At 72.7% G+C, this 12,549-nt stretch carries 10 protein-coding genes and 1 other RNA gene; 1 reads left to right on the top strand and 10 read right to left on the bottom strand.

Annotation, left to right across the window (positions count from 1 at the left end; genetic code table 11):
- The 4 genes from ABD308_RS03160 to ABD308_RS03145 form a co-directional block, all read right to left on the bottom strand.
- Positions 1-520, bottom strand: a 520-nt coding sequence (locus ABD308_RS03160; RefSeq protein ID WP_344325193.1) for an FAD binding domain-containing protein, incomplete at its 3' end; no start/stop codon positions are given.
- Between the two features lie 321 nt (positions 521-841).
- A complete protein-coding gene (locus tag ABD308_RS03155; protein WP_344325172.1) occupies positions 842-2,449 on the bottom strand; it encodes a beta-N-acetylhexosaminidase in 1,608 nt (535 codons plus the stop codon).
- Between the two features lie 90 nt (positions 2,450-2,539).
- Positions 2,540-2,818, bottom strand: coding sequence for a DUF3039 domain-containing protein (locus ABD308_RS03150; protein WP_344325167.1), 279 nt, complete (start codon positions 2,816-2,818; stop codon positions 2,540-2,542).
- Between the two features lie 90 nt (positions 2,819-2,908).
- Positions 2,909-3,493: a YqgE/AlgH family protein gene (locus ABD308_RS03145; protein ID WP_344325163.1), complete on the bottom strand. Its 585-nt coding sequence runs from the start codon at positions 3,491-3,493 to the stop codon at positions 2,909-2,911.
- A 299-nt stretch (positions 3,494-3,792) separates the two neighbouring features.
- Between ABD308_RS03145 and murA the strand changes: the two genes are divergently transcribed.
- Positions 3,793-5,145: a UDP-N-acetylglucosamine 1-carboxyvinyltransferase gene (murA, locus tag ABD308_RS03140; protein WP_344325158.1), complete on the top strand. Its 1,353-nt coding sequence runs from the start codon at positions 3,793-3,795 to the stop codon at positions 5,143-5,145.
- 75 nt (positions 5,146-5,220) lie between these two features.
- Here murA and ABD308_RS03135 read toward each other — a convergent pair whose 3' ends face one another.
- The 6 genes from ABD308_RS03135 to ABD308_RS03110 form a co-directional block, all read right to left on the bottom strand.
- Positions 5,221-5,502, bottom strand: a complete 282-nt coding sequence (locus tag ABD308_RS03135) for an HU family DNA-binding protein (protein WP_030308200.1) — start codon at positions 5,500-5,502, stop codon at positions 5,221-5,223.
- A gap of 546 nt (positions 5,503-6,048) precedes the next feature.
- Positions 6,049-7,521, bottom strand: a complete 1,473-nt coding sequence (locus ABD308_RS03130; RefSeq protein WP_344325147.1) for an NAD-dependent malic enzyme — start codon at positions 7,519-7,521, stop codon at positions 6,049-6,051.
- Between the two features lie 385 nt (positions 7,522-7,906).
- Positions 7,907-10,222 carry a HelD family protein gene (locus ABD308_RS03125; protein WP_344325141.1) on the bottom strand — a complete coding sequence of 772 codons (2,316 nt, stop codon included), beginning with the start codon at positions 10,220-10,222 and terminating at the stop codon, positions 7,907-7,909.
- Between the two features lie 130 nt (positions 10,223-10,352).
- Positions 10,353-10,734: a transfer-messenger RNA gene (gene ssrA / locus ABD308_RS03120) on the bottom strand.
- 88 nt (positions 10,735-10,822) lie between these two features.
- Complete coding sequence (smpB, locus tag ABD308_RS03115; protein WP_344325137.1) at positions 10,823-11,299, bottom strand: SsrA-binding protein SmpB; 477 nt, start codon at positions 11,297-11,299, stop codon at positions 10,823-10,825.
- Between the two features lie 44 nt (positions 11,300-11,343).
- Positions 11,344-12,492: a S41 family peptidase gene (locus tag ABD308_RS03110; protein ID WP_344325134.1), complete on the bottom strand. Its 1,149-nt coding sequence runs from the start codon at positions 12,490-12,492 to the stop codon at positions 11,344-11,346.
- Positions 12,493-12,549 lie beyond the last annotated feature (57 nt).

Below are 12,549 nucleotides of genomic sequence, written 5' to 3'. Positions count from 1 at the left end.
TGGCCTTCAGGAAGACCTGCGGGGCGTGCAGCAGCGGGACGCGCACCCAGGTGAGCAGCTCGCCGGGGCGCAGCGGGTCGAGGCCGGTGAGCAGATGGCTGACCGGGACCTCGCGGGTGGCGCCGGCCCGGGCGAGGGTGACGCTGGCCTCCAGCGCGGCGAGCACCGGGAGGGTGTCGCCGGCCGGGGCGGCGGTGGCGATGTTGCCGCCGAGGGTGCCGACGTTGCGCACCTGCGGCGGGCCGGCGGTGCGGGCCGCGTCGGCGAGCGCGGGGATGAGCGCGGCGAAGTCGGGGCGGTCCATCCGGGCGTGGGTGAGCCCGGCGCCGAGCACGGCGGTGCCGCCGTCCTCGTAGCGCCAGCCGCGCAGTTCGGTGATCCGGCCGAGGCCGACCAGGGAGGCGGGGCGGAGGCGTCCGGCGTTGACGGCCTCCATCAGGTCGGTGGCGCCGGCCACCGGTACCGCGGCCGGGTGAGCGGCCAGCGCTTCGACGGCCTCGTCGAGGGAGGCCGGCAGCATGATCGTCCGGTTCACCTGGGTCCCACCGTGCTCCACTTGCTCATCGATCGCCTGCCGCCCGCGGCCCTGGACCGGGTGTCCGCTCCGGCAGTCCGGCCTGGCCCGTAGGGTACGGGCGATCGGGCCGGGTTGGGCAACTCTGGCACACAATGCTCGATGATCATTTCGGGACAGGCGAACGGTACTGCCCGATTGGGACCTATACCGGGCGGTATCCGACCAGGTCCGCGCCGGACCGGGTCGGATGTTCATCTGTTCTTGACGTCCGACGACCGCTCGGAAGTTCCCGAGCGGTCGTCCGTCCGTCCCACCGGCGCGCCGTCAGACCACCGGCGGCAGCCCCTCGATCGGCCGGCCCAGCACACCGGGCCAGGTCTGCCAGGGGTGCGGCCCCGCGGCCGGGCGGTACTCGACGCCGAGCGCGTCCAGCACCTCCAGGTGGGCCGCCATCCGCCGCTCGAAGCCCGCGAAGTCGCGCGCGGCCGGGTCGGTGGGCAGCGCCGACCAGGCGACCTCGGCGAAGGCCGCGAGCCGGGGGAAGACCCGGTAGTCGATGTCCCGGGCGCTGTGCATGAACTCGCTCCACACGTTCGCCTGGGTGCCGATCACCCGGCGGGCCGCGGTCTCGTCGAGCTGGGGCGGCACCGGCTCGAACCGGTAGACGTCCTCCAGGGTGCGCACGAAGCCGACCGGGATCGGCTCGTCCTCGCCCGGCGCCTGCCGGTGGTCGAGGTAGACGTGCTGCTCCGGACACATCACCACGTCGTGCCCGGCCTGCGCGGCGGCGATCCCGCCGGCGTAGCCGCGCCAGGACGACACGGCGGCGCCGGGGGCCAGGCCGCCCTCCAGGATCTCGTCCCAGCCGATCAGCCGCCGGCCGCGCTCGGCCAGCCAGCGGTCGAAGTGCCGGATGATGTGGCTCTGCAGCTCGTCCTCGTTGGACAGGCCCAGCTCGCGCATCCGCGTCTGCGCGGCGGCGCTGTCCTTCCACTGCTCCTTGGGGCACTCGTCGCCGCCGAGGTGGATGAACTCGGACGGGAAGAGCTCCAGGACCTCCTCCAGCACCCCCTCGAAGAACCGCAGGGTGGCCTCGGACGGGTTGAGCACGTTGTGGCTGACGCCCCAGTCGGTCCACACGCCGAGGTCCGAGGTGTCCACGACGTCGGTGTTGCCCAGCTCGGGGTAGGCGGCCACGACGGCCTGGGTGTGGCCGGGCAGCTCGATCTCGGGCACCACCGTGACGCCCCGCTCGGCCGCGTAGGCGACGATCTCGCGCAGGTCCGCCTGGGTGTAGAAACCGCCGTGCGGGCGGTCGTCACGGCGCTGGCCGGCCCGGTAGCCGACCATCGAGCGCTCGCGCCAGGCGCCCTTCCCGGTCAGCAGCGGGTAGCGCTTGATCTCCACCCGCCAGCCCTGGTCGTCGGTCAGGTGCAGGTGCAGGACGTTGAGCTTGTGCGCGGACAGCTGGTCGATGAAGCGCAGTACGTCGGACTTGGGCAGGAAGTGCCGGGCGACGTCCAGCAGCGCGCCGCGCCAGCCGAACCGGGGCGCGTCCTCGACGTCCACGCCGGGCAGCACCCACTCCGAGCGCAGCGGGGCGCGCCGGTAGGCGTCCGGGCCGAGCAGCCGGCGCAGCGTCTGGGCGCCCCAGAGCGCGCCGGCCGGTCCGCCGGCGGTGAGCACGGCGTGGCCGGGGCGCACCGAGATCCGGTACGCCTCGGCGGCCAGCGTGCCGTCGTGGACCAGTTCGACGCCCTCACCGGGCCGCCCTGGGGCGAGCGGCAGGCCGGTGGCGGCGGTCAGCGAGGAGCGCAGCCACCGTTCGGCCCCGGCCAGCTCCGGCGGTGCGGTCAGGGTGGTCGTCCGGTCGAGCGGGAAGTCCTGGTCCGGGAGGCGGACGGAACTCACGGGGGCGGGAATGAGGTCCATTGCGCCATCCTCCCCCGGCCCCGACGACCGGCATAGACCACCCGGCAATCGCGGTGCTATGCAAAACGGTGGTGCGGGAAGCGGAACGGCCTACTTGCCCTTGTCGTCGCCGCCCTGCGGCTTGCCGATGCCGTCGTAGATCTCCTTGCACATCGGGCAGACCGGGTACTTCTTCGGGTCGCGCCCGGGCACCCACACCTTGCCGCAGAGCGCCACCACGGGGGATCCGGAGAGGGCGCTCTCCATGATCTTGTCCTTCTGGACGTAGTGCGCGAAGCGCTCGTGGTCGCCGTCCCCGTGGGACACCTGCGGGACGGGCTCGACCAGGGTGCCGGTGCCGAGGCCGCGCTCGGGCTCAAGAGTGCTCATGGGTGCCAAGTCTATGGGCGCCCCGCGAAACCGGGCCAGTGTCGCGGCGGCCCGCCGCCGTCGCGTCCGCGCACACCGCCCCCGGCCCCCTCAGTTGAGGGTCGGGTCGTCCGGATAGCTCGCCAGCAGGGCCAGCGGCCCGCGCTGGCGGCGCAGCACCCCGCGCCAGAGCCGCTCCGGCTCGGGGCTGGAGATGTCCCCCGGCTCGCAGTCCACCAGGTACCAGGCGCCGCTGGAGATCTCCGCCTCCAGCTGCCCCGGCGCCCAGCCCGCGTACCCCGCGAAGATCCGCAGCGCGCCGAGCTCGCCGGCCAGCACCTCGGGCGGCGCCTCCAGGTCCACCAGGCCGATCGCGCCGTGCACCCGCCGCCAGCCGAGCGGCTCCCCGCTGCCCGGCTCGCCCGGCGCCACCGCCAGGCCGAGCGCCGAGTCCAGGGCCACCGGCCCGCCCTGGAACACCACCGAGGGCCGGCCGACCAGCACGCCCCAGCCGTCCAGCACGCTGCCGACCTCGACCGGCGTCGGCCGGTTCAGCACGACGCCGAGCGCCCCCTCGGCGTCGTGGTCGAGGAGGAGCACCACCGCCCGGGCGAAGTTCGGATCGGTGAGCACGGGCGTCGCGACGAGCAGACGGCCGGTGTGGGACCGGCCTCCGTGCGAATGGGCCGCCGTCATGTCCACATGATCCCGCAGAACCCCCGGCGGCGGACACCCGAGAACCGGTGGGCCGGGGAACGCGCCACGAACACCCGTACGGACGCACCGGCGCGCGCCGCGACGCCCGGGGAGAGCACCATCACGGGAGAGGCTCACGGGAACCATCGGCACGACCACTAACATCTACTGATGGTGGACGCCCGTCCACGGTGCCGATTCGGTCACGCCGGGGGCCCGACGCGCCCGTGCAACCGTTCCACCGCATGGCTCGTCGCCGAGCCCCACCCACCCCTCTGGCACCCCGGATTGCGAGAACGATGACCGACGACGTCCTGCTGGTCCACGGCGGAAACCCGCTGGAAGGCGAGATCCGCGTCCGCGGTGCGAAGAACCTGGTGCCCAAGGCCATGGTCGCCGCCCTGCTCGGGCAGGGCCCCAGCAGACTGCGCAACGTCCCGGACATCCGCGACGTCAAGGTGGTCCGCGGGCTGCTCCAGCTGCACGGCGTGACCGTGCGCACCGGCGACGAGGACGGCGAGCTGATCCTCGACCCCTCGCACGTGGAGAGCGCCAACGTCGCCGACATCGACGCGCACGCCGGTTCCTCGCGCATCCCGATCCTCTTCTGCGGCCCGCTGCTGCACCGCCTGGGCCACGCCTTCATCCCGGGCCTGGGCGGCTGCGACATCGGCGGCCGTCCGGTCGACTTCCACTTCGAGGTGCTGCGCCAGTTCGGCGCCACCATCGAGAAGCACCCGCAGGGCACCTACCTGGTCGCCCAGCAGCGCCTGCGCGGCACCAGGATCGAGCTGCCCTACCCCTCGGTCGGCGCGACCGAGCAGGTGCTGCTCACCGCGGTGCTCGCCGAGGGCGTCACGGAGCTGCGCAACGCGGCCATCGAGCCGGAGATCGTCGACCTCATCTGCGTGCTGCAGAAGATGGGTGCGATCATCACCCTGGGCACCGACCGCACCATCCTGATCACCGGCGTCGACGAGCTGGACGGCTACAACCACCGGGCGCTGCCGGACCGCCTGGAGTCGGCCTCCTGGGCCTGCGCGGCACTGGCCACCAAGGGCGACATCTACGTCCGCGGCGCCCGCCAGCTGGAGATGATGACCTTCCTCAACACCTTCCGGAAGGTCGGCGGCGCCTTCGAGGTGGACGACGAGGGCATCCGGTTCTGGCACCCGGGCGGCGAGCTCAAGGCGATCGCCCTGGAGACCGACGTGCACCCCGGCTTCCAGACCGACTGGCAGCAGCCGCTGGTGGTCGCGCTGACCCAGGCGACCGGCCTGTCCATCGTGCACGAGACGGTGTACGAGTCGCGGCTGGGCTTCACCGGCGCGCTCAACCAGATGGGCGCGCACATCCAGCTCTACCGCGAGTGCCTGGGCGCCACGCCGTGCCGCTTCGGCGCCCGCAACTTCCTGCACTCCGCGGTGGTCTCCGGCCCGTCCAAGCTGATCGGCTCCGAGCTGGTCATCCCGGACCTGCGCGGCGGCTTCTCGTACCTGATCGCGGCGCTGGCGGCCGAGGGCACCTCGACCGTGCACGGCATCGACCTGATCAACCGCGGCTACGAGAACTTCATGGACAAGCTGCGCGACCTCGGCGCCCAGGTCGAGCTGCCGAGCGAGCGGGCCGACGAGGAGCTGGTCAGCGCCTGACCGGCGCCCCCGCCGACGGCGGGAGGCCGGGCCCCCAGGACGGGGACCCGGCCTCCCGGGCGTTCAAGGGGTGGTTCAGGCGCCCTTGGCGGCTTCCTTCAGCTTGGAGCCGGCGCTGACCTTGGCGCTGTAGCCCTCGGGGATCTGGATCGGCTCGCCGGTCTGCGGGTTGCGGGCGGTGCGAGCGGCACGGTGGGTGCGCTCGAAGGTCAGGAAACCGGGGATGGTGACCTTCTCGTCGCCCTTGGCGACGACCTCGCCGACGATCTCGGCGAAGGCGGCCAGAACGGCGTCGGCGTCCTTGCGGGTCACCTCGGCGCGCTCGGACAGCGCGGCCACCAGCTCACTGCGGTTCATGTGTACTCCTGTGGTCTGTTCGCTTGCGGTGTGCGGGGGCCCATCGGTGCTCCCACCGGGGGCACCCGGATGGGCCGCAGGTCCGCACACTGTGCTCATGCAGGCAATGCGTGGTCGCGAGCCGGGTCCGCACCCAGTGCCGCGCGCCGTGCCGTCGAAGGCCCGCCCGCCTGCCCGGATACGAATCCTGCCCCGACCGGCCCCGAGAATGCCAATCGGGCACCGGCGGCACGACCCGAACAGCGCCCGCCCGCCGGAGGTGTGACGCTCCGTCGGCTCCGGCGGACCGGGCGCGGGCGGCGGTCGGGAGGACGCGCCGGAAGGCCAGGGGGACGTTCCGTACTTGTCGGACACGCCTGCCCCGTGCAGGGCTACCGTACGCCCTAGGTCCGACAAGCCCAAACACGCCCCTCGCCCTTGTGTCGCAAGGGTTCGGGGCGGGAAGGGGCGGGTACGACCGCTAATCGGCCATTTGACCGACCCTTGACACATCGCGGCCGTCCGCCGCACGGGCCCGGCGCAGGGGCCCCGCGGCGCGCTCCGGCGTCAGAGCCTCACCGCGGGGAAGGAGGCGGTGTCGAGCGTGCCGACGATGCCCGGGGTCGGCCGCGAGGGCGCGGGCTCCTCCGAGGCGGCGGCCAGCGCGGCCTCCCGGACGGCGGCCGCGACGGTCTTGGCGACGTCCTTGTGGAACACGCTGGGGATGATGTAGTTCGGGTTGCGCTCGTCGTCGCCGACGGTGGCCGCCAGGGCCCGCGCGGCGGCGATCATCATCTCGGTGTTGACGGTGCGGCTCTGGGCGTCCAGCAGGCCGCGGAAGACACCGGGGAAGACCAGCACGTTGTTGATCTGGTTCGGGAAGTCGCTGCGGCCGGTGGCCACCACCGCGGCGGTCTGCCGGGCCACCGCCGGGTCGACCTCCGGGTCCGGGTTGGCGAGCGCGAAGACGATCGCGTCCTTCGCCATGGTGGCCAGGTCGTCGCCGTCCAGCACGTTCGGGGCGGAGACCCCGATGAAGACGTCGGCGCCGGCCACGGCCTCCTTGAGGGTGCCGGTGCGGCCCGAGCGGTTGGTGTGCTCGGCGATCCAGCGCAGGCTGTCGTTGAGGTCGTCACGGCCCTCGTGGACCACGCCGCGCACGTCCGCCACGGTGGCGTGCTCGACACCGGCCGCCATCAGCAGCTTGAGGATCGCGGTGCCCGCGGCGCCCGCGCCCGACATCACCACCCGGATGTCGCCGATCTCCTTGCCGACCACCTTGAGCGCGTTCATCAGCGCCGCCAGCACCACGATCGCGGTGCCGTGCTGGTCGTCGTGGAAGACCGGGATGTCCAGGGCCTCGCGCAGCCGGGCCTCGATCTCGAAGCAGCGCGGCGCGGAGATGTCCTCCAGGTTGATGCCCGCGAAGCCCGGGGCGATCGCCTTGACGATGGCCACGATCTCGTCGGTGTCCTGGGTGTCCAGGCAGATCGGCCAGGCGTCGATGCCCGCGAAGCGCTTGAACAGGGCCGCCTTGCCCTCCATGACCGGCAGCGCGGCGGCCGGGCCGATGTTGCCCAGGCCCAGTACGGCGGAGCCGTCGGTGACCACCGCGACGCTGTTGCGCTTGATGGTGAGGCGGCGGGCGTCCTCGGGGTTCTCGGCGATCGCCATGCAGACCCGGGCGACACCCGGGGTGTAGATCATCGAGAGGTCGTCGCGGTTGCGGATCGGCAGCTTCGAGGACATCTCGATCTTGCCGCCGAGGTGCATCAGGAAGGTACGGTCCGAGACCTTGCCGATGCTGACGCCGTCGATCGCCCGGAGCTTCTCGACGATCTCCTCACCGTGCGCCACCGAGGCGGCGGCCACCGTCACGTCGATGCGCAGCGCCTCCAGCCCGGAGGCGGTCACGTCGAGGCCGGTCACCGAGCCGCCGGAGGACTCCACCGCCGTGGTGATCGCGCTGACGGCGTTGCCTCTGGCCGGCACCTCCAGCCGCACCGTGATCGAGTTCGAGACACTGGGCACCGTCGCCATCGACGTTCCTTCTTCCGTCCGTCCACGAGGTCAACAGATTGTTGATGTCCCTCGCCAGCGCATGCTAGACATCGATGGTCGCACCTACCGGGGCATAGTCAGAAATAACGTTCATTGAGTGTGCGGATCCGACAACTTCTTGCCTCTGCCGCCCGATGCGTTACATTGGACGGGACACCGGCTCGATCCAAGCCCCCGGGCCCAACCTTCGTCCCTTCGAGGGACCACTTGCCGCGAGGCGAGCATGGCGGGTCGGTGTCGTAGCCACTGAAGGCCCCTCACCCACCGGGTGGGGGGCCTTCGCCGTGGTCGCGGACCGTGACGGCGTACGGCCGGCCCGGGCGGGCCGGCCGTACGGACCGTCAGCCGTGCCGCCGCCCGCCGGTCAGTCGTGCAGCAGCGCGGGCACGCCGGCCGCGTCCGGCAGGTCGTCCGGACCGGACAACACGGTCAGCCGCTGGGTCGCCCGGGTCAGCGCCACGTACAGCACCCGCAGGCCCGCCTCCGACTCCCCGGCGATCCCGGTCGGGTCGGCCACCACGGTCGCGTCGTACTCCAGGCCCTTGGCCTCCAGGCTGCCCAGCGCCACCACTCGCTCGCCCAGCCCCTCGGCCCAGCCCGCCGCCTCGGCCCGCCGGTCCATCGGCACCACCACGGCCACCGTGCCGTCCACCTCGCCCAGCAGCCGCTCCAGCTCGGCCCGCGCGGCCGCGCCGAACGCCTCGGGCGACGGGTCGGTGACGGCCGCGAAACGCGGCTCGACGCCCACCCGCCGCACCGCGCTCGGCGACGGCGTGCCCGGCGCGGCCAGCGCCAGCACCTTGGCCGCCACCTCCGCGATCTCGGCGGGGTTGCGGTAGTTCACGGTCAGCGTGAAGCGGCGGCGGGGCTTGCCGGACAGCACCTCGTCCAGCGCGGCCTGCGCCTCCTCGGGGAACGGCCAGGAGGACTGCGCCGGGTCGCCGACGATGGTCCAGGTGGCCATCCGGGACCGGCGGCCGATCATCCGCCACTGCATCGGGGTGAGGTCCTGCGCCTCATCGACGATCACGTGCGCGTACTCCACGCGCTCGACCGGGACCCTCTCGCGCTGCCGGGCGGACCGGTCGGCGAAGGTGGTGACCTCCTCCAGACCGCTCAGCAGGTCCACCGCGTCCACCTCGCGGACCTTGGGCCGGGTCGGCTCACCGAGCAGCAGCTGCAGCTCGTCCACCAGCGCCACGTCGTGCGCCGACAGCGCGCCCTCGCCGCGCTCCGACAGGTGCCGCCAGGAGCCGGCCAGCAGCTTCGCCTCGTCCGGGGTGACCGCACGGCGGGCGATCCGGTTGATGTGCCGGGCCTGCCGCAGGGTGCCGAGCACCCGGCGCGGGGTGACCGCGGGCCACCAGGCGTCCAGGAAGTCCAGGAACGGCGCCTCGTCCGAGACGTACTCGTCGAAGGACTCCTTCTCCTCCTGGCGCTGCTCGCGGGCGTAGTGGTCGGCGGGCCTCGGCAGGTGGCGGGTGGCCTGCTGCCAGAGCGCGTCCAGCAGCAGCCGGCGGGCGCGCGGGCGCAGCAGGTTGAGCGGGGTGCCGCCGGAGCCGATGACGTTGCCGCGCACCGCCTTGAGCCGGCCTGCGTCCAGCTTGAGCACCTCGCCGCGGGCGACCACCTTGAGCTCCTGCGGCGCGCCCAGCTCCAGCGCGGCCCGGGCGGCCCGGCGCAGCAGCTGGACCATCCTGGCCGAGCCCTTGATCCGGGCCGCCTCCGGGGTGTCGTAGGTGCCGGCCTCGATGCCGTCGACCAGCGAGCCGACCGCGCGGATGGCGACCTGGCCCTCCTCGCCGAGCGAGGGCAGCACGCCCTCGGTGTAGGAGACCAGCAGCGGGGTCGGCGAGACCACCAGGATGCCCCCGGCGTAGCGGCGGCGGTCCTGGTAGAGCAGGAAGGCCGCCCGGTGCAGCGCGACGGCGGTCTTGCCGGTGCCGGGGCCGCCGGTGACCAGGGTCGCACCGGCCGCGGCGGCGCGGATCACCTCGTCCTGCTCCTTCTGGATGGAGGAGACGATGTCGCGCATCGAGTGGCTGCGGGCACGGCCGAGCGAGGCCATCAGCGCGCCGTCGCCGACCACCGCCAGCTCCCGGCCGTCCAGGGTGGGGGTGAGGTCGGGGCGCAGCAGGTCGTCCTCGACGCCGATCACCCGGCGGCCCTTGGAGCGGATCACCCGGCGGCGGATCACCCGGCCGGGCTCCAGCGGGGTGGACCGGTAGAACGGCGCCGCGGCCGGGGCCCGCCAGTCGATCACCAGCGGGCCGTACTCCGCGTCCAGCACCCCGAGCCGGCCGATGTGCAGGGTCTCGGAGACGGCCGGGTCGGCCGGGTCGAGCGGGGTGTTGGAGGGGATGCCGTGCTCCTCCGGGGCGTCGGGCCGCTGCAGGTCGATGCGGCCGAACAGGAAGTCCTCGAACTCGTTGTTGAGCCGCTGGAGGTGCGCGCCGGCCCGGTAGACCTGGGCGTCGCGCTCGGCGAGCGCGCCGGGGGTGCCGACCTGCACCCGCTTGGCGGCGTCCTCCAGGATGTACTCGGCTTCGGCGAGCTTCTCCTCCAGCCGGTGGTAGACGGTGTCGAGGTGGCGCTGCTCACCGGCGATCTCGCGCTCGCGCACGGTCTCGTGGTCGGTGGCGGTGGTGTCCATGGTGCTGGTGTCCGTGTTGCTCTGCATGGCCTCGGTGGTTGCGGCGGAATCCGGCTCCGGGAAACGAGCGGACGGACGATCCTACGCCCCGGCCGAGGGAAACGTGAAGGCCGCCCTCCGCAACGCGGTGGACGGCCTTCACTCTGTGAACATGGGGTGGTGGAGATGCCGGGAATCGAACCCGGGTCCAGTGGAGTCAATTCAGGGCTTCTCCGAGCGCAGTCCGCTGTGCTTTTCTCGGCCCTGGCGGTCACACGGACAAGCCGCCAACAGGCCCAGCTGCTGTTTGATTTCCCATCCACCCCCGCAGCCCGGGCGGACGGTTGAGTTCCCTAGATTATGCCAGGGTCCGGGTCGGGAACCCCCCGGTCTGACACCCAAGCGCTATCGGTGCTTATTAGGCAGCGAGAGCGAACTGCTGGGAATCGCGCTTAGAGTTGGCGATTATTTTTTTGCGACACGTGGTTAACGAGATCATTGCCGCGTTCCTCGGCTCGCTTCCCCTGTTTCAACATCCCCTGTCGAAACCGATCATCCCCATGTTTTTTTGAGAAACAGCGCGAACGGTCACCCGTCCGTGGTGCTGGGCCCCATGGTACGCGAGGCTGCCAGCAAGGGTCCAGCCGATTAACGCTGGCGTCGCCGGGCGGCCGCGACGGCGCGGGCCGTCTCGCGGGTGTCCTGCTTCTCCCGCAGGGTCTGCCGCTTGTCGTACAGCTTCTTGCCGACCGCGAGCGCCAGTTCGAGCTTCACCCGGCCGTCCTTGAAGTACAGCGAGAGCGGGACGAGGGTGTGGCCGGCGTCCCGGACCGTCGTCTCGATCTTGCGGATCTCCAGCTTGTGCAGCAGCAGCTTGCGCTTGCGCCGGGCCGCGTGGTTGGTCCACGTCCCCTGGGTGTACTCGGGGATGAAGACGTTGTCGATCCACGCCTCGTGGTTCTGGATGTAGGCGTAGCCGTCGACCAGGTTGGCCCGCCCCTCGCGCAGTGACTTCACCTCCGTGCCGGTGAGCACGAGACCGCACTCATAGGTGTCGAGGATGGTGTACTCGTGTCGCGCCTTCTTGTTCTGCGCGATCAGCTTGTGTCCGGTTTCCTTTGCCATAGCGCGGTCATTCTCGCACCTCCGCCCGGTGCCGGGCAGCCCCTTTACGCGCGGCTGCCGAGACCCTCCAGCACCCGCAGGGCGAGCGCGGCGGCGTCCTCGGAGGCGCCCGCCGGGACGTCCGGGGCCAGTCCGGTGCCCTCCGGGGAGCGGCCGGCCGGGGTGTAGTAGCGGCCGACGGTCAGTTCCAGCACCGCGCCGTCGGCGAGCCGGCTGGGCTGCTGGACGGTGCCCTTGCCGAAGGTGCGCCCGCCCACCACCACGGCCCGGCCGCGGTCCTGGAGGGCTCCGGTGAGCAGTTCAGCGGCGCTCATGGTGCCGCCGTCGACCAGCACCACCAGCGGGGTGCGCTGATCGCCGCCGGGCGGGGCGGTCAGCTCCCGGGTGCCCCCACGGTCCTGGTACGAGCCGACCGGGCCGCCGTCCAGGAACACCCCGGCGGTGTCGGCGGCCTCGTCGACCAGCCCGCCGGAGTTGCCGCGCAGGTCGAGCACCACGCCGGCCCGCGCGTCGCGCGCGGCGGCGCGCACCTGCTCGCTCACGCCGGAGGTGAAGGCGCGCACCGCGATCCGCACCACTCCGCCGGCCAGGTGCTCGACGGTCACCTGCTGGGTGTCCAGCAGCGCCCGGCGCAGCCGGACCTCGCGCTCCTCCCCCTCCTCGCGCCGCACCGCCAGCACGACCTCCGAGCCGGGCTGCCGCTCGGCGCCCTCGCGTCCGCGCAGCCGGGCGACCACCTCGGTGACCGGCAGCCGGTCCGCCTGGTCGTCACCGATCCGCAGCAGCCGGTCGCCGACCGCGATCCCGGCCTCGGCGGCGGGACCGGCGGACCGCACCTGGGAGACGGTGGTGACGCCGTCCTCGCCGCGGCCCACCGACAGACCCACGCCGAGGTAGCGGCCGTCCAGGCCCTGGCTGAACTCGGCGTACTCCTGGGCGCTGTAGTACGCGCCCCAGCGGTCGCCGGTGGCGCCGATCAGGTGCTCGGCCTGCTGCTCGGAGAGGTCGGCGCCAGCCGGGTCCTGGCCCGCGCCGATGGTCGCGGCGGCGGGCCGGGCGGTGTCGGCCGACGGCGGACCCGGCGTCGTACCGGGCTCGCCCCAGGCGCCGGTGGCGGCTCCCGTCAGCAGGACCACGCCGAACACCAGGCTGAGGGTGGCCACCTGACGCGCCGCGCGGGAAGTGACTGGCATGACCGGAGTCTAGGGCGTGTCCGGGACGCCTCGGCCCGCGCCGGTCGGCGGCGGAAC

It is taken from the genome of Kitasatospora putterlickiae (assembly GCF_039527695.1).
Lineage (GTDB): Bacteria > Actinomycetota > Actinomycetes > Streptomycetales > Streptomycetaceae > Kitasatospora > Kitasatospora putterlickiae.
This window is presented reverse-complemented; position numbering and strand designations above follow the sequence as displayed.